This window comes from Pseudomonas corrugata (genome assembly GCF_001269905.1).
In the GTDB taxonomy this organism is placed as follows: Bacteria; Pseudomonadota; Gammaproteobacteria; order Pseudomonadales; family Pseudomonadaceae; genus Aquipseudomonas; species Aquipseudomonas corrugata.
Window position 1 is genome coordinate 429705 of sequence record NZ_LHVK01000008.1, and the last position, 25253, is coordinate 454957.

At 60.9% G+C, this 25253-nt stretch carries 26 protein-coding genes; 8 read left to right on the forward strand and 18 right to left on the reverse strand.

The genetic code is table 11. From position 1 onward, the window contains the following. Positions 1 to 10: 10 nt before the first annotated feature. The 10 genes from AD665_RS13115 to AD665_RS13160 all read right to left on the reverse strand — a co-directional run bounded on the left by AD665_RS13115 (position 11) and on the right by AD665_RS13160 (position 9391). Positions 11 to 1159 (reverse strand): efflux RND transporter periplasmic adaptor subunit, encoded by a 1149-nt coding sequence (locus AD665_RS13115; RefSeq protein WP_024779535.1) that lies wholly within the window; start codon positions 1157 to 1159, stop codon positions 11 to 13. Positions 1160 to 1312: 153 nt separating this feature from the next. Beyond that, a complete protein-coding gene (locus tag AD665_RS13120) occupies positions 1313 to 2410 on the reverse strand; it encodes a DUF1513 domain-containing protein (protein ID WP_024779536.1) in 1098 nt (365 codons plus the stop codon). Between the two features lie 2 nt (positions 2411 to 2412). Beyond that, complete coding sequence (locus AD665_RS13125; RefSeq protein ID WP_024779537.1) at positions 2413 to 3477, reverse strand: imelysin family protein; 1065 nt, start codon at positions 3475 to 3477, stop codon at positions 2413 to 2415. Between the two features lie 28 nt (positions 3478 to 3505). After that, complete coding sequence (locus tag AD665_RS13130) at positions 3506 to 4942, reverse strand: di-heme oxidoreductase family protein (protein WP_024779538.1); 1437 nt, start codon at positions 4940 to 4942, stop codon at positions 3506 to 3508. Between the two features lie 240 nt (positions 4943 to 5182). Further along, a complete protein-coding gene (locus AD665_RS13135; protein WP_024779539.1) occupies positions 5183 to 6523 on the reverse strand; it encodes a sensor histidine kinase in 1341 nt (446 codons plus the stop codon). Between the two features lie 64 nt (positions 6524 to 6587). Next, on the reverse strand, positions 6588 to 7025 hold the full coding sequence (locus AD665_RS13140) for a Spy/CpxP family protein refolding chaperone (RefSeq protein ID WP_024779540.1): 438 nt from the start codon (positions 7023 to 7025) through the stop codon (positions 6588 to 6590). 257 nt (positions 7026 to 7282) lie between these two features. Continuing rightward, entirely contained in the window at positions 7283 to 7960 is a 678-nt protein-coding gene (locus AD665_RS13145; RefSeq protein ID WP_024779541.1) for a response regulator transcription factor, read from the reverse strand. Between the two features lie 7 nt (positions 7961 to 7967). Beyond that, positions 7968 to 8378 (reverse strand): SH3 domain-containing protein, encoded by a 411-nt coding sequence (locus tag AD665_RS13150; RefSeq protein WP_024779542.1) that lies wholly within the window; start codon positions 8376 to 8378, stop codon positions 7968 to 7970. Between the two features lie 115 nt (positions 8379 to 8493). Beyond that, complete coding sequence (locus AD665_RS13155; protein ID WP_024779543.1) at positions 8494 to 8793, reverse strand: YciI family protein; 300 nt, start codon at positions 8791 to 8793, stop codon at positions 8494 to 8496. Between the two features lies 1 nt (position 8794). After that, positions 8795 to 9391 carry a septation protein A gene (locus AD665_RS13160; RefSeq protein ID WP_024779544.1) on the reverse strand — a complete coding sequence of 199 codons (597 nt, stop codon included), beginning with the start codon at positions 9389 to 9391 and terminating at the stop codon, positions 8795 to 8797. Positions 9392 to 9478: 87 nt separating this feature from the next. Here AD665_RS13160 and AD665_RS13165 point away from each other — a divergent pair, with 87 nt between their 5' ends. The 5 genes from AD665_RS13165 to rluB all read left to right on the forward strand — a co-directional run bounded on the left by AD665_RS13165 (position 9479) and on the right by rluB (position 14261). Beyond that, complete coding sequence (locus AD665_RS13165; protein ID WP_024779545.1) at positions 9479 to 10342, forward strand: PHP domain-containing protein; 864 nt, start codon at positions 9479 to 9481, stop codon at positions 10340 to 10342. A 13-nt stretch (positions 10343 to 10355) separates the two neighbouring features. Further along, a complete protein-coding gene (locus tag AD665_RS13170) occupies positions 10356 to 10985 on the forward strand; it encodes an L-threonylcarbamoyladenylate synthase (protein ID WP_024779546.1) in 630 nt (209 codons plus the stop codon). A 132-nt stretch (positions 10986 to 11117) separates the two neighbouring features. Beyond that, complete coding sequence (locus AD665_RS13175) at positions 11118 to 11816, forward strand: segregation and condensation protein A (RefSeq protein WP_173668659.1); 699 nt, start codon at positions 11118 to 11120, stop codon at positions 11814 to 11816. A 10-nt stretch (positions 11817 to 11826) separates the two neighbouring features. Further along, complete coding sequence (gene scpB, locus AD665_RS13180) at positions 11827 to 12765, forward strand: SMC-Scp complex subunit ScpB (RefSeq protein ID WP_024779548.1); 939 nt, start codon at positions 11827 to 11829, stop codon at positions 12763 to 12765. A 278-nt stretch (positions 12766 to 13043) separates the two neighbouring features. Beyond that, on the forward strand, positions 13044 to 14261 hold the full coding sequence (gene rluB / locus AD665_RS13185) for a 23S rRNA pseudouridine(2605) synthase RluB (RefSeq protein WP_024779549.1): 1218 nt from the start codon (positions 13044 to 13046) through the stop codon (positions 14259 to 14261). Between the two features lie 229 nt (positions 14262 to 14490). Here the strand turns inward: rluB and AD665_RS13190 are convergent, their stop codons facing one another. Both AD665_RS13190 and AD665_RS27595 read right to left on the reverse strand, forming a co-directional pair. Beyond that, positions 14491 to 15456 carry a M29 family metallopeptidase gene (locus tag AD665_RS13190; RefSeq protein ID WP_053192371.1) on the reverse strand — a complete coding sequence of 322 codons (966 nt, stop codon included), beginning with the start codon at positions 15454 to 15456 and terminating at the stop codon, positions 14491 to 14493. Positions 15457 to 15546: 90 nt separating this feature from the next. Then, positions 15547 to 15684: a hypothetical protein gene (locus AD665_RS27595; RefSeq protein WP_003178782.1), complete on the reverse strand. Its 138-nt coding sequence runs from the start codon at positions 15682 to 15684 to the stop codon at positions 15547 to 15549. Positions 15685 to 16437: 753 nt separating this feature from the next. Here AD665_RS27595 and AD665_RS13200 point away from each other — a divergent pair. Together AD665_RS13200 and arfB are read left to right on the forward strand one after the other, a co-directional pair. Further along, the gene (locus AD665_RS13200) at positions 16438 to 17853 is read left to right on the forward strand and encodes an amino acid permease (protein ID WP_024779551.1); all 1416 of its coding nucleotides are present in this window, start codon (positions 16438 to 16440) and stop codon (positions 17851 to 17853) included. A gap of 206 nt (positions 17854 to 18059) precedes the next feature. Further along, positions 18060 to 18473: an alternative ribosome rescue aminoacyl-tRNA hydrolase ArfB gene (gene arfB, locus AD665_RS13205; protein WP_024779552.1), complete on the forward strand. Its 414-nt coding sequence runs from the start codon at positions 18060 to 18062 to the stop codon at positions 18471 to 18473. A gap of 46 nt (positions 18474 to 18519) precedes the next feature. On the opposite strand, the gene AD665_RS13210 is transcribed toward arfB, so the two are convergent. From AD665_RS13210 to AD665_RS27600, 3 genes are all read right to left on the reverse strand, one after another. Beyond that, positions 18520 to 19719, reverse strand: a complete 1200-nt coding sequence (locus AD665_RS13210; RefSeq protein WP_024779553.1) for an MFS transporter — start codon at positions 19717 to 19719, stop codon at positions 18520 to 18522. 93 nt (positions 19720 to 19812) lie between these two features. Further along, positions 19813 to 20007, reverse strand: a complete 195-nt coding sequence (locus AD665_RS13215) for a hypothetical protein (RefSeq protein WP_024779554.1) — start codon at positions 20005 to 20007, stop codon at positions 19813 to 19815. 77 nt (positions 20008 to 20084) lie between these two features. Continuing rightward, positions 20085 to 20228, reverse strand: a complete 144-nt coding sequence (locus tag AD665_RS27600; RefSeq protein ID WP_167355718.1) for a hypothetical protein — start codon at positions 20226 to 20228, stop codon at positions 20085 to 20087. Between the two features lie 337 nt (positions 20229 to 20565). Between AD665_RS27600 and AD665_RS13220 the strand changes: the two genes are divergently transcribed. Then, positions 20566 to 22194 (forward strand): methyl-accepting chemotaxis protein, encoded by a 1629-nt coding sequence (locus AD665_RS13220; RefSeq protein WP_053192373.1) that lies wholly within the window; start codon positions 20566 to 20568, stop codon positions 22192 to 22194. 72 nt (positions 22195 to 22266) lie between these two features. On the opposite strand, the gene AD665_RS13225 is transcribed toward AD665_RS13220, so the two are convergent. The 3 genes from AD665_RS13225 to AD665_RS13235 all read right to left on the reverse strand — a co-directional run bounded on the left by AD665_RS13225 (position 22267) and on the right by AD665_RS13235 (position 25114). Next, positions 22267 to 23289 carry a transporter gene (locus tag AD665_RS13225; protein ID WP_053192375.1) on the reverse strand — a complete coding sequence of 341 codons (1023 nt, stop codon included), beginning with the start codon at positions 23287 to 23289 and terminating at the stop codon, positions 22267 to 22269. 167 nt (positions 23290 to 23456) lie between these two features. Continuing rightward, positions 23457 to 23762 (reverse strand): PepSY domain-containing protein, encoded by a 306-nt coding sequence (locus tag AD665_RS13230; RefSeq protein WP_053192377.1) that lies wholly within the window; start codon positions 23760 to 23762, stop codon positions 23457 to 23459. 224 nt (positions 23763 to 23986) lie between these two features. Further along, positions 23987 to 25114: a glycerophosphodiester phosphodiesterase gene (locus tag AD665_RS13235; RefSeq protein ID WP_053192379.1), complete on the reverse strand. Its 1128-nt coding sequence runs from the start codon at positions 25112 to 25114 to the stop codon at positions 23987 to 23989. Between the last annotated feature and the right edge of the window lie 139 nt (positions 25115 to 25253).

A 25253-nucleotide genomic window follows, 5' to 3' on the forward strand; every position in this document is an offset into this window, starting at 1 on the left:
GATTCCTTGATCAGTCTGCGCGTCGCAGGCTGTTCTGTTCGGTCAGGGTCTTGTCGTCACTGATGACGATGTGGGTACCGTTATCCAGTTTGATCTGGCCGGCGATCACCACCTGTTCGCCGCTCTGTACGCCCTTGGTAACCAGCACCAGCCCGTCGCGACGTTCGCCGGTCTCGACGAAGCGCCGCTCGACAATCAGGACCGGCTGGCCCTTGTCGTCCTTCTCGAGATTGCCGTCGGCGCCTTTCTTCTGCGTCACCACGTACATGGAATTGCCGTAGAGGGTGTAGGTCACGGCGCTCTCCGGCACGACGATTCCGTCCGCCACGTCCGGCAGGATCACCTGCAGGTTGGCGAACATGCCGGGCAACAGCTTGCCGTCGGGGTTGGCCAGGGTAGCGCGTACCAGCACATTGCGGGTGCTGTCCTCGATCTTGGGGTTGATGGCACTGATGGAGCCGACGAACGTCTGGCCGGGGTAGGCCGAGACGCCGACGTTGATCGCCTGGGCCACGGCCAGCCTTGGCACCGTTTGTTCAGGGATATAGAAGTCCACGTAGAGGCTGCTGAGGTCTTGCAGTGTGGCGATTACCGTGCCGCTGGCGAGATAATCGCCGACATCCACCTGGCGGATGCCGATGGTGCCGCTGAACGGCGCGACGATGCGTTTCTTGTCCAGCGCAGCCTTGAGCTGATTGACCGTGGCCTGGTTCTTTTTCAATTGTGCCGAGAGTCGGTCGAACTCGCCCTTGGAGATCGCCTGGCTACCCACCAGTTGACGGCCGCGGCCGAAGTCCAGTTGCGACAGGCCCAGGTCGGCTTCGGCGGTTTCCAGCTGGGCACTTTCGACCTCGCTGTCCAGTTGCAGGAGCGGTTGACCGGCCTTGACCTTCTGGCCGGACTGGAACAGTACTTTCTGCACGGTCCCGGCAATCTCCAGGCTCAGGTCCACGCCTTGCAACGCCTTGAGGCTGCCGACGGCAGGCAGCAGGCTTTGCCAGGGCTGCTCGGTGGCGCTGGCCACGGCAACACTGACCGGTGGTTTCGGTGCAGAAAACATCTGGATCTGCTGGTAAACGGAGAAGGCCTTGTAGCCGGCCAGCAACAGCACCACCAGCAGGACAACACCCAACATGATCAGCATGCGGCGTCGCAGCATGTTCCACTTCCTTGGAAAGCCGATAGAAAAGACAGTCAGGCGGGCACCTTACCCTGAGTATGCTGGGGATTCCAGATCCCATAAGGCCCGTGTTGCGTAGGATTATTCCCGAAGTACAAGGGGCTCCGCATCGATGGCTTCGCCCCCGCTTAATCAGGCCAGGTGCAAATGGTTGTCCCAGAGCCCTGCCGGCAGGTCCAACGGCTTTGCAACCAGTTGGGTCTGTCGGCAATCGTAATAGCGGCAACGCCCTTGACCTGAGGTCACGACGAAACCGTCTGCCACCGCTCCCACCCCTGCGCAATCCGGCAGAGGGGCATCCAGGCGGACTTCTCCGCTGTCCAGGTCCCAGATGAAAAAGCGATTGCCACGAGGGGCCGTCAGGGCGACCAGGCGCAGGTCGCTGTGCACCGCGACGCTGGCAGTGTAATGCCCCATGGCTTGCAATTGCTGTTCGGACACCGGAAACGCCTTGAAGGGCTGACCCGGACGCTTGATCGCCACCAGTTCCGAGGACTCATGGGCATCCCCCATGAACTGCTGGCCGGAAACGATGGTGCCGTCACTGGCGATGCCCAGATGGCGCACACTGTTCATGGACTGGGGAAGGGTTTCCTTGCTCAACAGCGTGCCGTCGCGCTGCATGAGGACCAGGCTGGGTTCCATGGCATCGAGGTTCATCTCTACCCGGCTCTCGGCCTCGGTTCGGATACCGCCGTTGGCCACCACCAGGGTTTCGCCGTCGGGCATCCATGACACCTGGTGCGGGCCGATGCCGTGGGTGGGGATCTCTCCGCTGTGTATCAGTCGTTCGCCTTCGAAACGGTACACGCCCAATAGGCCGCGTCCGGGATCCGAGGTGTCATTCTCGGTGGCGTACAACCACTCGCCGCTGCGATGGATCACCGCGTGACCGTAGAAATGCCGGTTCGGCAAGGACGTGATGGTCTGCAGCAACGTGCCATCGCGAAGGTCGATCAGGTAGCTCTCGGTGCCCGGGCGACGGGCAACGAACAGCGCAACCGGCTGCGATGGATGATTGACGATGTCATGGCAACGCTGGTCGACCCGGGTGGCGAACACCCGCGTCCCGTCCAGTCGATAACCCACAGCGTAATGCTTGCCATCACCATCGTCCCGTGCCGACAGCAGCAGCGCAGGCGTGTCCTTTTGCTTGAACAGCTTCCAGCCACCCAGGGTAACGGCGCCGAGCAGCAAACTGCCCAGTGCCAGGGCCTGACGTCGAAACATGATCAGTCACCGTCGTTGGCATTGAAGCCCAGTTGGATGCCCAGCGCCTTGGCCAGTTCGCCTTCGTGCAGGCGGTGGACGGCGTTGAGGCTGTCATACAAATCGTTGAGTTGCTGACGCCCGGCGTCGTCGTTGAGCATCTCGGTCAGCGAACGCTGGGTGCTGGCGAACAGTTTCAACGATGCGTCATAGGCCGCGTCGATCTTGTCGGCCAAGGGCTTCTGGTCGCTTGGCAACAGACTGCGCAGGCCCTTGTTATCCACGCCGACCCAGACCGTCCTGGCTGCGCTGAGGCTGGCTTCCAGGCCTTGCAGAGACGACTGGCTGCGCCAGGCATCTGCCTGGAAAGGTTGCGGTACGCCCTTGGTCTGGCGGCCCATCGGGGTGCCGAGTTTCTTCTTCAATGTGTCGAGAGCGGTGACCTGAACACGTAGCAGGTCGGCGATCGCTTCGTGGGAGTCGGCATAGCGCTGGTTCGGAAACTTGCTCATCTGGGCGAGCATGCCGTCGTTGGTGTTCCAGCGTGACAGGATCTCTTCGGCCAGCTGTTTCTGGCGTTCACCGATGGCCATCAGCAGTGGGCAGTATCTGGCTTTCTGCGTGCTGTCAGCCATGTCGATCCTGGCGTCGAACAGCAGGTATTCGTAGGCCGAAAGGCCCTGGACCACAACGCTGGATTTGGCCAAGCCGGCAGCGTCGATCTGCGGCTGGCTTTCGACCAGTTGCTCGACCTGACGGCCCACCAGGTTCTTCTTGTCCGGCCAGAACTGTACTTGCCAGGCGCGATTGCCCTCGGCCAGCGGACCGATCAACAGCGGTTGCAGTTCGGCCCAGGCCTTTTGCGCCTTGAGGAAATCGGCGCGGGCGGTCTCCAGGTTTTCCTTGCCTTGGCAAAACGCCAGGGCGCTGCTCGCCAGTTGCCGGTCGGCATCGACCCAACGGCTGTAGGTCGGCAGGATCACTTGCTTGGCAATGGCGGCCGAAGTGACTGCTTGCGGGTCCTGCGGCGAGCAGGCGCCGAGGGCGAGGGCGGCGAGGCTGGTGAACAACAGCTTGGGACGGAACATGTCGGACTCCCGTTTTCGGAAAAATGATTTAAAGGGAATTCAGGAAAACCAGCAACGCAGCACGTTGCTCGGCATTGAACGCTAAAACCTGGCGCTGCGCCGCTTGCGCTTCGCCGCCATGCCACAGCACGGCTTCGAGCAGGTTGCGGGCGCGACCGTCGTGCAGGAACTGGGTGTGGCCGCTGACGGTTTCGGTCAGGCCGATCCCCCACAGCGGCGGTGTCCGCCAGTCACGGCCGCCAGCCTTGAATTCGCTGCGGTTGTCGGCCAGGCCTTCGCCCATGTCGTGCAACAACAGGTCGGTGTAAGGGCGGATGACCTGGTTCGCCAACTCCGGCTCGGCGGCGGTGGCGGACGTGGTGTACTTCGGCGTGTGGCAGGACTGGCAACCGGCCTGGAAAAACAGACTCTTGCCGGCCAGTACCTGGGGTGAGTTCACGTCCCGGCGCGCGGGTACGGCAAGGTTACGGCTATAGAACAGCACCAGCCGCAGGATGTTATCGCTCACCTCCGGTTCGCCGTCCGGTCCATTGCCGTTGGGTGCGCGCTTGCAATCGATCTGGGCCTCGGTGCAATCGTCGAACGGCCGCAGGCTTGTCGTCAGGCCCATGTCACCGGAAAACGCGTGGACGTTCTGCTGATTGAGGTTGGGTTGCCCGGCTTTCCAGCCGAAACGTCCCATGACGGTTTTCTGCTGGACATCATCCCAGACCCGGTTCGGTCGGCCGGCGATGCCGTTCTTCTCCCGTGCCTGGGCCTCGGCGTTCGCCAGGATGGCTTCATCGGGGATGGCTTCCAGCAATCCCAAGCCGATCATTGGCGGCGCGACCCGTGCGGACAAACGTGTGTCGGGGTGCATCGGGCCGTAGCCCAGTTGGCTGACCTGCAGGCTCGGCTTGCGCAGTTCCACCACCGTGCCGTCCTTGAAACGCACCGGGACAGGTGTGTATTCAACCCGCACCTTGCCTTCCGGGGCGACGCCGGGTACGGACATATCCTGCAACTGCCCGCCGTAGACCGGCTCCGGCACCACGCCCAGGTGCTCGATGACCTTGGCGTAGGGCTGCGCATCGGGGATCGACAGGCGCACCAGCATCGATACCGCGTTAGCCGCATCCGGCGCCGGCGGATGGCCGCGACCGTCCTTGATATGGCAGTTCTGGCAGGCATTGGTATTGAACAGCGGTCCGAGGCCATCCCTGGCGGTGGTGGTCGAGGGTGCGATCACCCAGGGGCTGCGGAAAAAACTGTTGCCGACGCTGAAGTCCACGCGCCGCGAGGGTGGCAGGTTGGCCGAGGGCAGGGAGAATGCGTTCTGGTCGGTCTTGCGTACCGTCGCGGCGCCGCCGGACCGGGCTTCACCGGGTTCGGCCTGGGTAAAGCGCGGCGCATCATCGCAGCCACTCAGGCCCATGGCCGTGGCCAGTGCCATGAACAGCGCGCATAGAAGAGGCAACGACGGCATTGAACATCCTGGAAGACGAGTGAAACGAGGGCGCAAAGTCTAACAGGACGGGGAACTTTGAATAAGAGGAATTATCGTTTGGTTTTGCGGCGGCAGTCCTGTCGCCGCAATCCCTGCGGGAGCGAGCCTGCTCGCGAGACGATGGTCCCTTCGATGATGATGTCGACTGACACGATCCCTTCGCGAGCAGGCTTGCTCCCTCAGTGGTTCTGCGGCGTTCGCGGACCCTTTCGTCATGGCTTAAGGCTGGACAATAGCTCCTGGCACCAACGGCAATTCCAGGCTCGCGATGAAGCCGCCACCGGGATGGTTGGCCAGTACCAGCGCGCCCCCGTGGCGTTCGGCGGCACGGCGGGCGATTGCCAGGCCCAGGCCGTGGCCGGCGGCAGTCTGGCCCGGTGCGCGATAGAATGGTTCGCCCAACTGGCCCAAATGCTCGGCCTCTACGCCCGGGCCATGATCGCGCACGCTCACAATGACTCGTTCGCCCTGGCGCACCGCGCGCATTTCGATGGGTTGCCCGGCGGGATTGAAGCGTTGGGCGTTGCGCAGCAAATTGTCCACCGCTCGCTCGATCATGGTCGGCCAACCCTTGAGGGTCAGGTTCGGCTCGGCGTTCAATTGCACGCTTTGCTCGGGTGAGGCCAGTTGCGCGTCTTTTTGCAGGGCGGCCAGCAAGCCATTGAGGTCCACGTCTTCGGCACTGGCGTTGTCGGCATCGACCCGGGCCAGTACCAGGATTTCACTGATCAACGCTTCCAGGCGGTCGCATTCGCGGGTCAGGCGCGGCCATAGTGCTTCACGCTCCTGGGGGCCGGCCCGCTCCGCCAGCGCCAGGGCGATGCGCAACCGGGCCAGGGGCGAGCGCAGCTCATGGGATACATCCCGCAGCAACTGGCGCTGGCTGCTGATCAGACTTTGCAGGCGCGCGCCCATGCGGTTGAAGTCCGTTGCCAGTACACCGAATTCGTCGCGACGGTTGGCCAGTTTGGCGAGGCTGTTCTGCTGGTAAGTGGTCTGTCCCAGGTCATGCACGGCACCGCGCAGTCGGTTCAGCGGGCGGGTGATGGAGAAGGTCACCAGCAGACTGAACAAGGTCAGCACCACCAGGGCGATCCCCAACGCACTGAGGGGCCAGAGCAGGCTGTCGCGGTGCCAGGCGTCCAGTTCGGGATGGGGGATGCGGTAGATGAACAGGTAAGTGTCGCCGGTCTTGGCGCTGGTGAACTCGTCGGTCAGGCGCCGCCAGGGCAGGCGGCGGTCGTCGTTGTTCTGCCGTGCCTCGAAGGCTGCGGCACGCCGTGGAAAGGTTCCGCGCACTACCGGGTCGCCGCTTTCGTTGAGTACCTGGACGTCAATGTGATATTGGCGTTTGCGCTGTTGCAGGATCTCCTGCGCGGCATCTTCACCCTGGCTTTCGTAGGTTTGCGTCCACTCTTCGGCCAGGGTGTTGAGTCCTGGATGGCGGCTCAGAATCCAGGCGTCCTGGTTCAGTACATGGCCCAGTAGAATCGAAAGCCCTGCAACCAGCGTGATGGCCAGCCAGAAACTGGCCAGGATGCGCCAGAACAATGAACGCACGGTAAATCCTCGAAACAGGGAAAGCCCAGCGGCGCGGAGCCGCTGGGCGGGGGACGTCAGCGCATTATTGCGCTTTTTGCGGCTGTTGCGCCTTCCAGGCCTTGAATTCTGCCCACTCGGCGCGACGTTCGGCCTGTTTCTTCTGGATCGCGTCGAACTCTTTCTGCTGCTCAGGCTTCAACAGCCCACGGATCTGGGCATCGACCTTCTCGTGCCGTGCCTTCATTTCATCCTGCATGGCCTTCTGGTCGGCCGGTGACAGCTTCGCCAAGTATTTCTCGACCAACTCCTGACGTTCGTGACGCTGCTCGCCCATGATCCGGCGGATCTGCTGGCGTTGTTCGTGGGTCAAGTCCAGTTGGCTGTACGGACCTTTGTCGTGCATCTGGCCGCCGTGACGCGGGCCGTCCATCGGTCCCATCGGGCCGGCGCCTTCGGGCATGGCCATCGCGACTGTCGGCAGGGCGGCAGCGAACATCAGAGCGATAAGGGTTTTGCGCATGGTGTATCTCCTTGTCTCGTTCCCGGTCAGTTCCGGATGAGTGCAGATTACGGAGATCAAGGTCAGCGGCGGTCAGGGGTGGGTAAAGCTTGGGTAAAGAGGCTTTGGTGCAGACCTGACAAACACCTGATTTCAAGTCGAACCAATACCTGTAGGAGCTGCCGAGCGAAGCGAGGCTGCGATCTTTCCCCAGGCACTTGGATCGGAGTGAGCCCCCATCCAGATCCAGATCAAGAGATCGCAGGCTTCGCCAGCTCCTACAAGCTGTAGTAGTAACCCCGGCTGCGCAACGCCACGATGCGCGGGCGGCCGTCGGGATGGGGGCCGATTTTCTTGCGCAGGTTACTCACGTGCATGTCGAGGCTGCGGTCGTACAGGGTCAGCTTGCGGCCCAGGGCGATCTGCGCCAATTCCTGCTTGTCCAGCGGCTCGCCCGGCTGCTTGAGCAGCGCCTCGAGCAGGCGACTCTCGGACACGGTGAGGGTCTGTTCCTGTTCATCGATGCTGACCACGCCACGGACCGGGCTGAAGGTCAGGTCGCCCAGTTCGATCTGGCTGGACACCGCCGTTGGATGACTACGGCGCAGCACGGCGCGCAGGCGCGCGGTTAGTTCCCGTGGGTCGCAGGGTTTGGCCAGGTAATCGTCGGCGCCCAGTTCCAGGCCAAGGATGCGGTCCAGCGGTTCGCCACGGGCCGAAAGCATCACCACTGGCAGTTCCGGATGGTCGGTGCGCAGTTGCTTGAGCAACTCCAGGCCGCTGCCGTCGGGCAGCATCACATCCAGCACCACCGCCGCCGGAGCGGTTTCGGCCAGGGCCTTGCGGGCACTCTGGCCATCGTGGCAGGCCCGGACCTGGAAGCCTTCCTGGCCCAGCCAACTGCCGAGGAGCTCACACAGCTCCTGGTCATCATCAATCAGTAACAGCTCGCTCATGAATCACTCAATTTAGCCATTGCCGACGCTGTCTACGTCCACCGCTGGCAAAGATACCGCAGAGTAGGGCCAATAGCGCTACTCCGGCACCGATGACGAACCATTGCTGTTGATCGGTCAACAGGCGCGGCAGCGAGCTCGACTGGGCTTCCTTGAGTTGCAGCTTCAGACGCTGGTTCTCCTGACGCAAGCGGCTTATCAGTGCGGTTTCGCGTTCACTGCTGGCGTTCTGCAATTGTTGGGTCAGTTCTTCACGCAGGCGCTCACTGTCTTTCAAGCGTTGCTGCAGCTCGGTGATCTGCCCACCTGCGCTCAGGGACAAGGGCGTCGAATGACTGGCCTCGGTGTTTTCTTCGCCATGGGCGGGAGCCCCGATCGCCAACATGACCCATAACAGGCACAACGGACCTTTGCGCATTGCCACTCCTGAATTCCAATCGAGACTAGACAGATTAGACAGGTTGTCGGCAGGCAAACGAGAACAATGAGCAATTGAATGCGATGAGCCCCGGGGGCTCATCGCATTCAAGGATTTACGGCAGGACTTGCTTGAACGGCTTGACCACGACATTGGCGTAGACGCCGGCAGTCACGTATGGGTCGGCCTCGGCCCAGGCTTGTGCGGCGACCAGGGACTCGAACTCGGCTACGATCAGGCTGCCGCTGAAACCGGCGGCACCGGGGTCGTTGCTGTCCACGGCCGGGTGCGGACCGGCCAGCACGATACGACCCTCGGCCTTGAGCTGCTGCAGACGCTCCAGGTGCTCGGGGCGGGCGGCCAGGCGTTTTTCCAGGGAGTCGGCGACGTCGGTGGCAATAATTGCGTAGAGCATGTCAGTCCTCGGTTTTTTGCGTGGGGGTGTCGGCATCGTGCAGATGACGGGACAGGTAGATGCCCTGGCCGATCAGGAATAGCAGCGTCATGCCCAGGCTGCCGAAGACCTTGAAGTCGACCCAGTAGTCCTGGAACGTGAACGCGACGAACAGGTTGGCGCCGCCGCAGAACAGGAAGAAGGCGATCCAGGCGATGTTCAGGCGGGTCCAGATCACGTCCGGCAGGCTGACGGCATGGCCCATGATGCGTTTGATCAGCAGACTGTCGCCGATGAAATGACTGCCGATAAAGGCCAGGGCGAACAGCCAGTTGACCACTGGCGCTTTCCATTTGAGGAAGGTGTCGCTGTGGAAGGCCAGGGTCAGGCTACCGAACACAAGACAGGCGATCAGGGTCAGCCACTGGCTTTTCTCCAGCTTGCGCTGGGAGATGAACAACGCTCCGTAGACCACCAGGGAACTGATGATGAGCACCGCGGTGGCGCTGTAGATACCGCCTACAGTCAGGGACTGACCGGCAATGTCGACGGTGCGTGGGTCAAGTTTATAGGTGATGAAAAACAGCAGAAGCGGGATGAAGTCGATGAATTGTTTCACAATGGCAGCCAGAAGCAGGATGTGACGGCATAATAACAAACATCCTTGGCCGCGATAGGGCCAGCTGATTTGAGGTAACACACCCCCGTGAATGTTGATTTGCACTGCCATAGCACGGCCTCCGATGGCGCCCTGGCGCCTGCGATTGTGGTGGCGCGGGCGTTCGAGCACGGCGTGCGAGTCCTGGCCCTGACCGATCATGACACCCTCGAAGGCCTCGACGAGGCCCGCAATACGGCGACGGCGTTGGGCATGCAACTGATCAACGGCGTCGAATTGTCCTGCACCTGGGGCGGGGCGACCATCCATGTGCTGGGCTACGGTTTCGATGTCGACGCGCCGCCGCTGGTCCAGGCCATCGCCCAATTGCGCGACGGTCGCTGGCTGCGTGCCGAGGAGATCAGCCGCAAACTGGCCCTCAAGGGCATGCCCGGGGCGCTGGAGGGTGCCCGGCAGATCCAGCAGGAGCTGGGTGACAGCGGTAACGCACCGGCACGGCCGCACTTCGCCGACTGGATGGTGCGCGAAGGTTTCGTCAAGGACCGTGCCGAAGCGTTCCGCAAATGGCTGGGGGCCGGCAAGCTAGGGGATGTCAAGCAGCATTGGCCCTCCCTGGAACAGACGGTTGAAACCCTGCGGGCCTCGGGGGCCTGGGTCAGCCTGGCGCATCCGTGGCACTATGATTTCACCCGAAGCAAACGTCGCCGCCTTATAGCCGACTATATTCAAGCAGGGGGCCACGCCATTGAGGTGGTCAATGGCCATCAGCCGGCAGAGCAGGTCGGCAGTCTGGCGATTCTGGCCCGGGAGTTTGGCCTGCTGGTCACCGCCGGCAGTGATTTCCATGGCCCAGGAGGCTGGTCCGAGATCGGCGAATACCGTCCGTTACCCGAAGATCTGCCACCGCTTTGGTGTAGATTCAAACATGAACTTGTTACCGACGCCGTCTGAACAGGTAGAACACGTGAGTCAATTTTTCCAGATTCATCCGGAAAACCCGCAAGCGCGCCTGATCAAACAGGCGGTGGAAATCATTCGTGGTGGCGGCGTGGTGGTCTATCCCACCGATTCCTCCTACGCCATCGGCTGCCAGATCGGCGACAAGAATGCCGTGGAACGGGTCAGACGCCTGCGTCAGTTGGACGACAAGCACAACTTTGCACTGATTTGCAGTGACTTGTCGCAGCTGGGCCTGTTTGCCAAGATCGACACTGGCACCTTCCGGCTGCTCAAGGCCCATTTACCCGGCCCTTACACCTTTATTCTCAATGCCACCCGCGAAGTGCCGCGATTGTTGCTGCACCCGAAGAAACGCACCATTGGCCTGCGGGTGCCGAGCCATCCGATTGCCTTGGCGCTGCTGGCGGAACTGGGTGAGCCGTTGATGAGCGTGACGCTGATCATGCCCGGCGAAACCGATCCCCTGACCGATCCCTACGAAATGCGCCAGTTGCTCGAACATCAGGTCGACCTGATCATCGACGGTGGTTACGGCGGCATGAAGGCCTCCACCGTGATCAACCTGGCCGACGGCGAGCCGCAGGTGGTGCGCGTCGGTTGTGGCGATCCGGCGCCGTTCCTGGTCGAGGCCTGAATGTCCGCCGTGGAAACCGTGGTGGATAGCGTAGACAGTCAGGCCGGTGCGCAACAGGAACTGCCGTTTGCCATGGTCTATGGCCAGGCGGTCACCGAAATGCCCCTGGATCTGTACATTCCGCCGGATGCCCTGGAGGTGTTTCTCGAAGCCTTCGAGGGCCCGCTCGATCTGCTGCTGTACCTGATCCGCAAGCAGAACATCAACATCCTCGACATTCCCGTGGCGGAAATCACTCGCCAGTACATGGGGTATGTCGAGCTGATGCAGTCGGTGCGCCTTGAGCTGGCGGCCGAATACCTGGTGATGGCGGCCATGCTGGCCGAGATCAAGTCACGGATGCTGTTGCCGCGCTCGGCCGAGGTCGAAGCGGAAGAAGACGATCCCCGTGCCGAACTGATCCGTCGCTTGCAGGAGTACGAGCGTTTCAAGGGCGCCGCCGAAGGCATCGACGGCTTGAGCCGGGTCGGGCGCGACGTGGTGGTGCCCAAGCTCGATGCTCCCGAGGCGCGGGCACGCAAGTTGCTGCCGGACGTGAGCCTGGAAGAGTTGCTGATGTCCATGGCTGAGGTCCTGCGTCGGGGCGACATGTTCGAAAGCCATCAGGTCAGCCGCGAGGCGCTGTCCACCCGCGAGCGCATGAGCGATGTGCTGGAACGGCTCAAGGGCGGTGGTTTTGTGCCGTTCGTCGAGCTGTTCACTGCCGAGGAAGGGCGGTTGGGGGTGGTCGTCACGTTTATGGCGATCCTGGAACTGGTCAAGGAATCCTTGGTCGAGCTGGTGCAGAATGAGCCGTTCGCAGCGATTCACGTGCGGGCACGAGCCGAATAACGAGCAATCAATGAATCTGACTGAACCCCGTGAGCTGGCACCCTTGCTTGAAGCTTTCCTGTTGGCCTCTGGAAAGCCGCAATCGATGGAGCGTCTGTTCGAGCTTTTCGAAGAAGGCGAGCGGCCGGAACCAGCCGTGTTCAAGAAAGCCCTGACCCTGCTGGGCAAGTCCTGCGAGGGGCGGGCGTTTGAACTCAAGGAAGTGGCTTCCGGTTATCGCTTGCAGATCCGCGAGAAATTCGCGCCCTGGGTCGGACGCCTGTGGGAGGAACGGCCCCAGCGCTATTCCCGCGCCATGCTCGAAACCATGGCCTTGATCGCTTACCGCCAACCGATCACCCGTGGTGAGATCGAGGACGTGCGGGGCGTGGCGGTCAACAGTCACATCGTCAAGACTCTGCTTGAGCGCGAGTGGATCCGAGTGGTCGGCTACCGCGACGTGCCAGGCAAACCGGCGATGTTCGCCACCACCAAGGCTTTCCTTGATCATTTCAACCTGAAAAACCTTGATGACCTGCCACCGTTGGCTGAACTGCGGGAGCTGGAGCCCGAGCCGATGCTCGAGTTCGACGACGCCCCGGTACCCCAGGGTTTGCAAGACCTGGCCGACGCGAGTGCCGAACCGGAGGAGCCCAAGGAAGAAACCAGTTTCCATTCGTTACTGCTGGAGCTGGACACCATGGAGGAGGGACTCAAGACCGATTTCGACGACTTGCTGCGTGACGGTCCGGAACCTGAAGGCGAGGCGCCTGATCACGCAGTTGAACCCGCGGCCGAGGCTGAACCCGAAGAGGACATTCTCGGGGTTGCCGAAGCCCGGGAAAAACTGCTGGCCGCCGTGGCTGCCCTTGAGCCACCCACAGCCGAGCCTGAATTGACTGACGAAGAAGCCGAAGCCCGGGCGCTGGCTGAAGCGATTGAGAACGAACGTCGCCAGTTTGACGATTGATCCAGCTGACACCGCACCCCCTGTGGGAGCGAGCCTGCTCGCGATAGCGGTCGTTAAGCATGCATCGATATAGGACATGCTGCCGTCATCGCGAGCAGGCTCGCTCCCACAGGGGAATGCAGGGACGGTAGACACCCGATCGGCGGAAAAACCACTGAGCACCCATCGATCAACTAGTCTCTGATGCGCAAACGCCTCAACGGGCGTATGATTCGCGACCCTTTGGCGAACGCTTCGCCAGACGACCCTTTTCAAGACCACACCGGGAGGTGCCCAGCATGAAAGACCAAGACAAGAACGACAGCCACGAAATCGGCCCCGCAGGCGAGAAACTGCAGAAAGTCCTCGCCCGCATCGGCGTCGGCTCGCGCCGCGACGTGGAAGCCTGGATCACCCAGGGCCGGATCAAGGTCAATGGCAAAGATGCCACCTTGGGTCTGCGCGTCGACATGCACGACGCCATCACCATCGATGGCAAGGTGATCAAGCGCGAAGAGGCTGCCGAAACAGTGCGCCGCGTGATCATGTACAACAAACCCGACGGCGAGATCTGCACCCGTGACGACCCGGAAGGCCGTCCGACGGTGTTCGACAAGATGCCGCGTCCGAAAGAAGGTCGCTGGATCAACATCGGCCGCCTCGACATCAACACCACCGGCTTGCTGATGTTCACCACCGACGGTGAGCTGGCCAATCGCCTGATGCACCCGTCCTACGAGATGGACCGCGAGTACGCCGTGCGCGTACGGGGCGAAGTCGACGATGAGATGATCGAGCGCCTGAAGGCTGGCGTCGTGCTGGAAGACGGTCCGGCGCGCTTCACCGACATCAAGCAGGCGCCGGGTGGTGAAGGGTTCAACCACTGGTACCACTGCGTGGTGATGGAAGGCCGTAACCGTGAAGTGCGTCGTCTGTGGGAATCCCAGGGGCTGGTAGTCAGCCGTCTGAAGCGCGTGCGTTTCGGCCCGGTGTTCCTCAACTCCGACCTGCCAATGGGGCGCTGGCGCGAAATGAGCCAGCAGGAAGTCGACATCCTGTCGGCTGAAGTAGGCCTTACGCCTGTGGCAATGCCGCAGATGACCGCCAAGAGCAAGGACAAGCTGGAGCGGATGCAGCGTAAATCCTCGCGCCCGATGGGCAAGACCGAGCGCGTGCGAACCTTGCGTCCAGCGGCTGAGGGCGCGGCGCCTGGCCCACGTGCTCCCCGCGAGCCGCAGATCGAAGGCGAACGTCCGGCCCGCAAACCGGGGCCTCGTCAGGATGGCGAGCGCGGTCCACGCACGCCGCGCCCGGCCAATGGCCGGACTGAGCGTGGCGAAGGCCGTGGTACACCGGTGGCTGAGCGTCCGGTCGACGTCAAGCGTCCGGCCAAGCCGACCTCGAAGAAACGCCCGGCCATCACCTTGGTGGATCGGGATGCGCCGTCGGGCAAGCGTCGTGGTGCCCCGGCGGGCTCGGGGCAGCGTCCGGGGTTTGGGCGTCGCAAGCCGGAGTGAGGCCGCTTTGAGTTTCTAGCGGCAAGCGGCAAGAAAAAACGCCAACCCTAGGGTTGGCGTTTTTTTTGGCCTGGCTTCAGCGATGGGGTGTAGCTGAGACCGTCATCGCGAGCAGGCTCGCACACAGGGGAATGGTGGCGAGCACGAGTTTTCCATTCACTGGAGATCAATTGTGGGAGCGAGCCTGCTCGCGAAGAGGCCGGCATCACCAACCACAATCCCCAGCAGACTAAAGCACAAACCGCCCATCAAACATCGGCTCATTATCCAGCGCCAGCACACCGCTCTCGAAAATCAGATCCAGGTGGTGGCTGCCCTTGGCGCCGCCACCCAACCCCAGGTGCAGGCCGCAATGTCGCTCCTCGAATCCGGCGTTGCGGGCATACAGGCTCTTGACCCCTTCGTTGGTGCCGATCCCCAACTCCTCGATGCGCCGGTTGGACGGGTTGGCATCCAGGTATCGGTTGAAGTCATGTTCCAGGCCCGGCACTTCGGTAGCGATTTTCTGGATAGTGGAGTCTTCGATCCACAGCTCCAGCGGCGACTGTAGCACCCCATATTTGCGGGCAAACGGAATGGTGCTCAGGAATGTGCCGACGAAACTCACCCGGCCATTGATGGTGTCACTGTGGGTGGCGATTTCACCAGGGGCCAGGTCGTAGTTGCCGAGGCCGTTGATGTCGGTCCACTTCCTGGCGCTGTCCAGGACCGTATCGAAGTACGAGCCGTGCTCGTCCTGGAAGCTCAATGTACTTGCCTGGGACATGCGCCGGATGAGGTGGCTGTTGAGCCCGGCGATACGTTGTGGGATGACGCTGAAGGTGTCGTAGAAATAGTCGCCGTAGTCCTTGAACAGCAGCGATTTCTTCCAGTTGTCCGCCATCACGCCTTGCAGCGCACGGACAAAGTCCGGGCCGTCGGGCCTAGGGTTGGGCAGGGTGGAAGAGTCGTAGAAGAAAATGTACAGATCGCTGTCGGCAATGGCCTTGGACAGGCGCTCCGTGGGTTCAAGGTCCAGGCGCATGGCGCTGAACCGGAAGGGTGAGGCGTTGCCGGCTTGTTCGGCAATGGCACCGGTCAGTGCTTCATAGTCGGCGGTATGGCCGAGCAGTACCTTGGCGGGCTGGATGCCGGCCAGGGCAGGGTGGTGTTCGAGGTAGTAAAGGAAATGAGAGATGGCTCGTTGTGTGTCCATACTTGTTTTCTTCCCTGATCGATTAGCGTCCCGGACAACCTGCTAAAAGTGGCGGAGCCGACCGGCCGGATCAGCTCCGCCGGGTTGCGCTTACAGAGGCCACATCGCCGTGCCGAACGGAACGACGGCGTCGGCTTGCATCATTTCAACGGCGGCTTCATGGGTTGGCGCTTCAAACCATTCGTCCAATTGCAGTTCGGTTTCCAAGTCTTTGTCCAGTGCTTGCATAGTGAATCTCCTAGATGACTTTTACGGAAAGTTGCGGGCAATCCGGTGAGTGAAAGCTGACCGCATGAGGCCCCGCAAGGCTTGCCGGCACGATGCCCGGGCAAGTCGCTAAAACCTAGTCGACGGTTTTTTGGAATGCAAAAAATAATTTTATTTTTTTGAGATGAACTTTTTGTTCTATTTCTCGTGATTTTTTTTGCTTATTTGAAACAGTTACCTGGGAGGTTTATTCGTTAGGAAGCTTTCTACCGTCAATTTCCAGACGGCCTACAGAAAATTCCTACATGGAAAAAATGTGTTACGCATCGTAAAGAAATATTTACGGAAACTGCCGACTCACTCGATCTGAAATCTGGCATTCCACGAATGTAAGAAAAAGCTTCCATCGGCGCTGTCAAATGTGGCGCTCCTCGGTTCCCGACGGCTTGTTTCAAGGCCGTGGGAAGGGTGAGATGCGCGGCATGCCTTGTGATGGTGTCTGGCAGCGGGAGGTCGGCGGTGTACAATGCGCCGCGTTTTACTGTGACCCTTCGCGTACCCACGCATCTTCAAGGTTATCCGCCTTGCTCATTCCGCCACGCCACAAGCGTGTCGGGTTCGATTTCGTCACAGATAAAAACAAACAGGTGACGCATGACCGTAAAAACGCTGAATTCCTGGTACCTGCGCTGGGGTTTGATTGGCGCTGCTTGAGATCTGATTCGAGCGGCAACGCCTGACGACCATTATCAAACCTTGCGTGAGACCCTTCCCATGAGTGGACAAAACTCGCATTCAGGCGAGCTTAAGCGCGGCCTGAAAAATCGACATATTCAATTGATCGCCCTCGGCGGCGCGATCGGTACCGGCCTTTTCCTGGGGTCGGCGGGGGTGCTGAAGTCAGCCGGCCCGTCGATGATCCTGGGCTACGCCATCTGCGGCTTCATCGCCTTCATGATCATGCGCCAGTTGGGCGAAATGATCGTCGAAGAGCCGGTGGCCGGTTCTTTCAGCCACTTTGCCCACAAGTACTGGGGCGGTTTCGCCGGGTTCCTGTCGGGTTGGAATTGCTGGATTCTGTATATCCTGGTGGGCATGTCCGAGCTGACAGCTGTGGGCAAGTACATCCATTACTGGGCACCTGACATCCCGAGCTGGGTCTCGGCGGCGGCTTTTTTCATCCTGATCAACGCCATCAACCTGGCCAATGTAAAGGTCTTCGGTGAAGCCGAGTTCTGGTTCGCGATCATCAAAGTCGTGGCGATTGTCGGCATGATCGCCTTGGGCAGCTACCTGCTGGTCAGTGGCCACGGCGGCCCGCAGGCTTCGTTGACCAACCTGTGGTCCCACGGTGGGTTCTTCCCCAACGGCGTGAGCGGCCTGGTGATGGCGATGGCGATCATCATGTTCTCCTTTGGCGGCCTGGAAATGCTCGGTTTTACCGCTGCCGAGGCTGACAAGCCGAAAACCGTGATCCCCAAGGCCATCAACCAGGTGATCTACCGGATCCTGATTTTCTACATCGGTGCCCTGGTGGTGCTGTTGTCCCTGACGCCTTGGGACAGCCTGCTGACCACACTCAATGCCTCCGGTGATGCCTACAGCGGCAGTCCGTTCGTGCAGGTGTTCTCGATGCTGGGTAGCAACACGGCGGCGCACATTCTCAACTTCGTGGTGCTGACCGCCGCGCTGTCGGTGTACAACAGTGGTACCTACTGCAACAGCCGCATGCTGCTGGGCATGGCCGAGCAGGGCGATGCGCCCAAGGCCCTGGCCCGTATCGATAAGCGTGGCGTGCCGGTGCGTTCGATCCTCGCCTCGGCGGCGGTGACGCTGGTCGCGGTACTGTTGAACTATCTGATCCCGCAGCATGCGCTGGAACTGCTCATGTCGCTGGTGGTCGCGACCCTGGTGATCAACTGGGCGATGATCAGCTACTCGCATTTCAAGTTCCGCCAGCACATGAACCAGACTCGCCAGGTGCCGCTGTTCAAGGCGCTGTGGTACCCCTACGGCAACTACATCTGCCTGGCGTTCGTGGTGTTCATCCTGGGCGTAATGCTGTTGATCCCCGGCATCCAGGTTTCGGTGTACGCGATTCCGGTGTGGCTGGTGTTCATGTGGGTGTGCTATGTGATCAAGAACAAGCGCAGTGCCCAGCATGGATTGACTGTGGCGGCTGCCAAGTAGGCTTTCCTGAAATACCCCAAACCCGGCTGAATGCCGGGTTTGTTTTTTCTGATTCACCCTCTGCGAGCCTGCTCGCGATGGCGTCGGGTCAGAAGCGTCAATGGTGGCTGGCACACCGCAATCGCGAGCAGGCTCGCTCCCACAGGGATTGAGCGTTGTCCCTGGGATTCGGGGTATTCTGTGGGGCCTGATACCGGACACTTTTCATGCTGGCGATTTCCAACAACGTGCACATCCCCGATGCCGAGATCGAGCTGACGGCCATCCGCGCCCAGGGCGCCGGGGGGCAGAACGTCAACAAGGTCTCCAGCGCCGTGCACCTGCGCTTCGACATCCCGGCTTCGTCATTGCCCGAGTTCTACAAGGAGCGGCTGCTGGCCCTGCGTGACAGCCGCATTACCAGCGACGGCGTGTTGATCATCAAGGCCCAGCAATACCGGACACAGGAGCAGAACCGGGCCGATGCACTGGAACGCCTGGTCGAACTGATCCTCAGTGCCACCAAGGTCGAGAAGAAGCGCCGCCCGACCAAACCGACCCTGGGGTCGAAGACGCGTCGCCTGGAATCCAAGAGCAAGCGTGGCTCGATCAAGGCCGGGCGGGGCAAGGTAGACTTCTAGTGGCCTGTGTGGCTAATTCGCGTACTCGAATTAACCGTACAGGCCACTAGCTTCTGCTCCGTTCCTCGCGATACCTCGGCGCCTGCCGGTACAGGTAGATGCTCAACCCCAAGCCGCCGAGCGCTGCCAAGGCCGCGAACAGGAAGATCGAGGCAAAGCCAAACCCTGCCGCAATCGCACCGGCCAACGGTCCGGTGATCCCCAGCGACAAATCAATGAACAGCGAATAGGCGCCCACCGCCGCCCCACGGCTGGAAGCCGGCACCAGGTTGACGGCCTCGACACCCAGTGCCGGAAATACCAGCGAAAAACCAAAGCCACTCAACGCTGCGCCCGCCAATGCCCACTGCGCATCCGGTGCCAGCCATAAGAGCAACAAGCCAAGGGTTTCCACCGACAGGCAGGCAATCGCGACCCGAAAGCCCCCCAGGCGATTGATCAGATTGCCGAACAGCAAGCGCGCGCCGATGAAGCAGGCACCGAACAGGCTCAGGCACAGCACCGCGTTGTCCCAATGCCGGGTCGCGTAGTACAGGGTAATGAAGGTGGCGATGGTGCCGAAACCGATAGAGCCCAGAGCCAGGCCGCAGCCATGGGGCAGGACGCGCCCCAGCACATGCATGAACGGCAGGCGTTCGCCGACGACGATGGGCGCGGCGGTTTTCGGCCACGCCAGCGCCACCCCCAGCACGGCCAGCAGGATGATGCTGACGCCCATGCTCCACAATCCCAGGGACTTGACCAGCCACACCCCCAGCGGCGCGCCAATCGCCAGCGCGCCGTAACTGGCAATGCCGTTCCAGGAAATCACCTTGGCCGTATTCGCTGCGCCGACCCGGCCAATGCCCCAGCCAATCGAGCCCGAACCCACCAGGCTTTCCGCGCTGCCCAGCACCAGGCGACCGATCAGCAGGCTGATCAGGCTCAGGGTCGGCAGGTCATGAGTCCAGGCGGACGCCAGCATGAACACACCGCTCAACCCACATCCGGCGAGGCCGAAGATGACGGCGCGCTTGCTGCCCAGGTTGTCGATGATCTTGCCCGCGTAAGGGCGGCTGAGGAGGGTGGCCAGGTACTGGACGCTGATCACCAGCCCGGCGATTACCGCGCCAAAACCCAATTCGCCATGGACGAACCCGGGCAGCACGGCCAGGGGGATGCCGATATTCAAATAGCCAATGAAGGTAAAGAGAACGATGGAAACGACTTGCAGCGTGACCGCCAGGGGGCGCTGAGAATCTGACATGGGAGAAGGTCCACGGAGCAGCAGGATAGATAGGCTGCTTATGATAACGGCGCGCGTGGGGGGGAAGAGCAGAAAAGTAAAACTATTTGCCTGTCAGCCGTCGTTTTGCCCGGCGACCAGGTGCGTGGTGATCAGCGCAGCGAGGGCATTCTCTTCAGTACCGAAACGGGCCAGCAGCGCGGCCTGTTTCTCTGGCGAAAGGCGCGTCCAGATCTCGACCATTTTTTCAGTGGTGCCGATCAGCACACTGGCCTGGGCTTCGCTGAAGGTAGGGGTGTCATCGGTCATGGTACGGGGCTCGGGGATTCAGGCAGTGTGGAAAGCGCATCTTAGCGCTTTCCACACGGTCTGGTGGTGCTGATGGATCAGTCTTCGCTGTCGGCCTGATGGCGTTCAGTAGCTTCTTTGGGCTCGGGTTGCCGGGCGTCTGGTTGCCCTCCGGCCTGTAGCGTGGTCGTCTGCTCAGTGTCGTGCAGGCTTGGGAAGGGGAGATTAGGAATCTCGTGCATATCGCGCTCCTCGCAAAGTCTGTTGGTAGATCTGGTAGATCCTCGCTTTCATAAAGCCTGAGCAGGATACCGCAGGAGAGATGACAAACAGACTTTTAAATCCTGCTGTACCGACAGATGGGGTTGTCTGGACAGGTCCAGGCAACCCCATCGATTGCCCTCCAAGGACCGTCGACAATCGGATCAGCGGCGCTCGCGAAGGCTCAAGAACGGGGCCGGCCGGCCGATGCCAAAGACAGTATTCCCACATGCATGCCGTGACGTTTAAGTGAGACATGGACGGTCTGGACGTACTGGGCCGTGGGCCTGGCTTTATTATTCCCGGAGATTCCGTTCCATGCTCCTGCAAAAATCCCTGAGAGCTCAGATCCTTGCCCTGTTGGGTGGCAGTCTGTTGGCGATGCTGCTGATCGCCCTGGCGTCCTTTCATTTCCTTTCCAATGGCCTGCAGGACTATCGGCGCCTGATCGATGGGCCCTTGCACGCCTCGCAGTTGGTCGATGAAGCCAACCTGCAATTCAAGGTGCAGGTCCAGGAGTGGAAGAACGTCCTGCTGCGCGGCAAGCAACCGGCGGAGCTGGAGAAATATTGGAAGCAGTTCGAGGAGCGCCAGCGCGAGGTCCAGGGCATCCTGGGTGAATTGATGGCGCGCGAAGAAGGTGTCCCGGCGAGCCTCAAAACGCGTATCGAGCAATTGCGCAACGAACACCTGCAACTGGGTGCGGCCTATCAGAGAGGGCGTGAAGCGTTTGTGGCGGCAGGTGGCGATGCTGCGGCGGGCGATGCGGCCGTCAAGGGTGTGGACCGTGCGGCCAGTGAGCAAATGAGCGAGCTGGTGGTCGAGTTGCACAAGCTGGGCAACGAGCAATCGCAGCAGATCAGCGCCGGTGCTGATCGCACGATTCTGTCGGGGATCGCGGTCATGCTGCTGTCGGGCCTGGTGATTGGTCTGCTCAGCCTGTGGCTGGTCAATCGCAACCTGGTGCAGCCGATCCGCAGCCTGATCGAGTATGTCACCCAATTGAGCCATGGGCGTTTCGCTGATCGGGTGGTGAGCAATCGCCGGGACGAATTGGGTGACCTGGCCCTGGCGGCCAATACCCTGCGTGACTTTCTGGCCGAGACTTTCACCCGCCTGCAACGTAGCACCACGGAACTGGACAGCGCCAGCGGTGAGCTCAATGCCATCGCCAGCCTGATGAGCCAGGGCACCAACGAGCAGTTCGAGCGCACCGACCAGGTGGCGACAGCGATGAACGAAATGTCCGCCACGGCCCAGGAAGTCGCTCGCCATGCGGCCGAGGCGGCGCGTGCGGCCGACGATGCCGACCAGTCGGCCCAACAGGGCGAGCAGGTCATGCAGGGAACCATCCATACCATCACCCGGATGCGTGGTGAAATCGCTGACACGGCCACGGTCATCCGTCGACTGGAAACTGACAGCGGACGCATCGGCAAGGTGCTGGAGGTCATCCGCGGGATCGCCGAGCAGACCAATCTGTTGGCCCTCAACGCCGCCATCGAAGCGGCTCGTGCCGGTGAGGCCGGACGCGGTTTCGCAGTGGTTGCCGATGAGGTGCGCAGCCTGGCCCAGCGCACGGCCTCGTCCATTACCGAGATCAACCAGATCATTCAGACCGTGCAAACCGGCGCGGTGGATGCGGCCCAGGCCATCGAAAGCGGGCAGTCGCGCAGCGAAGAGAGCGTAGAGCAGGTGACCCAGGCCGGTGCCATGCTCGAACGCATTACCCTGGCCGTCGAGGCGATCCGCGACATGAACCGCCAGATCGCCACGGCGGCGGAAGAACAGACGTCGGTGGCCGAAGACATTTCGCGCAACCTGACCGAAATCACCTGCATCGCCAGCACCAATCTGGGCAACGTGCAACGCACCGAAGCGGCTAGTCGAGACTTGCAGGGCCTGTCGGGGCAGTTGAATGAAGTGACGGCGCGGTTGAGTGCCTGACGGTTCGGCCAGCCTATGGCTGGCCCTCGCTACAGGTGGTCTTGCTGTGGACGAATAGTCGCGCGCCCGGCCTCAATAATCGCGTCGCTTGCGAAATGCCCAGCGACCAGCGATCAGGGTGAATGTCGCCACCAGTGCCACGAGGATCCAGAAGCCTTCCGGGTCAGTGGCCAATGGCACGCCGCCGACGTTCATGCCAAAGAAACCGGCGATGATATTGATGGGCAAGGCCAGTACCGTGACCACCGTCAGGGTGAACAAGGTGCGGTTGGTCTGTTCGTTGAGATTGGCGGCTATTTCTTCCTGCAGCAGCTTGATCCGCTCGCCCAGCGCAGTGAGGTCGTTGATGATCAGGGCGAATTCCTCAGTGGATTTGCGCAGCTCTTTGACGTCTTCCTTCTGCAACCATTGTGGCGGCCGGTTGAGCAGGCGCAGTAATGAGCCTGGCTCCAGTGCCAACAGGCGCTGAAGGCGCACCAGCACTCGGCGTTGGGCACCGAGTTCGGCGCGGTTGGTAGACAGTCGCGAAGAGAGCAACTGATCCTCGATCTGGTCGACGCTGAGGCTGGTCTTGCGCACGATCTGGGTCAGCACTTCGCCTTGGTCGCGCAGCAGGTGCACGAGCAATTCCAATGGCGAGCGAAAGCATTCACCGGCCTTGACCGATGAGCGCAGCTTGTCGACCGAGTGCAGGGGTTGCAGCCGTGCGCTGACAATCAATCGACTGTGGACGCAGACCCATAAGGTGGAGACGTCCGAAGACACCATGTTGCTCAGGTCGAACACGACATCGTTCACCACCGCCAGCAGTGCCGAGTCCACATGCTCGATGCGGGTCGAACGCGAGCCTTCGTGCAAGGCTTCGAAGAACTCCTGTGGCAAGGCCAGCTGACTGTTCATCCAGCGCTCGCAGGCGGCATGGGCCAGATTCAAGTGGAGCCAGAGAAATTCATCTTCATCTTGCGGTTGTTGCAGGCGTCGCAAGGCCTGGGCTGAATCGAGCTCCTGTCCACGCTCGCCAGGACGGAAACGAAACCCGTAAAGCAGGCCGAACAGGTCCGGATCGCGGTGGCTTTGATCGATGCTGTGGTTCATGAAGGCTCGCTGGCGGGAAGTGCCTGTCGCTGCTACAGGTTCACTTGAGTGGCATCATCGCAAGCTTTCTTGATGGTTTTGTGACAGTTGTGGTGATCGGAGGGTTTCTTCCAGGCAAAAAAGAGCCGCGCAACGGGAAGTTGCGCGGCTCTTTTTTGGCCGATGAATCAAGTATCCTGCTTGTTGCTCAGGACTTTACCGGTGGTGGCGTCGAAGTCGACATCGAACTCTTTGCCGTCGGCGGTCTTCAGTTCAACTTCATATTCATAACCGTTGAAGTGATTGTCCAGGTCGGTATCGGTGATGGTCGCGCCTGGGTGTAACTTCAGGGCTTCTGCGTTCATCGACTCAAGGGACTTTATCTTGCCTTCCTTGACCAACTGGGGAATCTGGTCGATCCGCACGTCGGCTTGGGCCAGGCCGGCGGTAAGGGGCAAGACAGCGGCGGTGAACAGGGCAGTCAACGTTTTCATAAGGTCTTTCCTTGGGTGTGTCGTTTAAGTGGGACCAGGTTAACCGTGGCAACTTAATTCACCCTTAATTCGAAAAACCTTTGCGCGGGACTGCTGAAGCAAGGTTCGTTGGGACAAGAACAGTGAACGCCTGTGGGAGCAAAGCTTGCTCGCGACGAACGATAATGCGGTTGTACTGAAACCGCACCGCCCGTATCGCGAGCAAGCTTTGCTCCCACAGTTGATCAGTAACCGTTCTTTTCCAGCAACTGCGTCACACTGCCAGTTTCGGGACGCTTGAAGTACTTGAGCAATTCACTGGCCCGGTTGGTGAAAATGCCATCCACGCCGGCATCCATCACTTTCTTGAAGTCCACCGGCTCATCCACCGTGTAGACATGCACCAGCAAACCCTGGTCGTGGGTGTATTGGTTCATCCATGGCTGCACCAGGTCCGCATAACTCTGGCTGCCGCCGTGGGTCAGTGCGGCGGACGGTCCGGTGCCGATGGCGCCCTGGGCCTTGGCGTACTGGACCCATTTCTCGAACTCGGCGCGGTCCTTGGGTTCTTGCCTGGCGTAGTAGGCCGCCTTGTCGGTTTCACCGGACTCGGCAAATGTCACCTTGGACTTGGGTTCGATGTTGCCTTCGCCCACCCACAGCAGCAGGACCTTTGGTACTTTCGGCATTTCCTTGTGCAGCAGTTCGAGACTGCTTTTCTCGAAGGTCTGCAAGACCACTTTGCCTTTGCCTTGGCCTACGCCGGTAGCACTTTTGGCGAGCTTGGAACCGGCCGGACTCAGCCAGCCGCGGTCCTGCAATTTATCCTTCAGGTCGCGTTCGATGCCGGGGAACAGTTTCGGCTCCTTGGTTTCGATGTACAGCCCCGGCTTGTGCTGCGGATTACTCTCGGCAATGTCGATGACTTCATCGAGGGTCAGGATCTTCAGCCCCGCGAACCCAGGACGCGCGCGCTCCGGGTAGGCGGTGTTGAACCAGCTGCCAGCATCGAGGGTCTTGAGTTCGGCCATGGTGAATGCGTTGGCGCTGCTGTCCTTGCGCTCGGGGAACTTGGCGGCGACGTCCGTGGTGCGCAGCAGGCTGTCATCATGCAGCACGAACAACACGCCGTCCTTGCTGCGTTGCAGGTCGAGCTCCAGGTAATCGGCACCGAGGTCGCGAGCCAGCTTGTAGGACGCTGCGGTGGATTCCGGTGCATCGAACGAAGCACCTCGGTGCGCGATCACCGCCGGCTGGGGAATACCTTGGCGGGTGGCCAAGGCCTTGGGATTCGGCGCCTCGGCGGCCTGAGTCTGACCGAAGCCGAGCAACAGGCTCAGTAACAACGCGCTACGGGTAAAGGTGACAGGCATGCTCGAGATCCTTTCGTCGTTGTGCAAAACCTATCTTTTAACAACTGAACGCTCTGAGCGCTATCGCCAAACCGACATAAACCTATGGGAACGGATTTTTCCCACGTCTTTCCAGGCAGGTTTGCAGTACCCTTGGCAA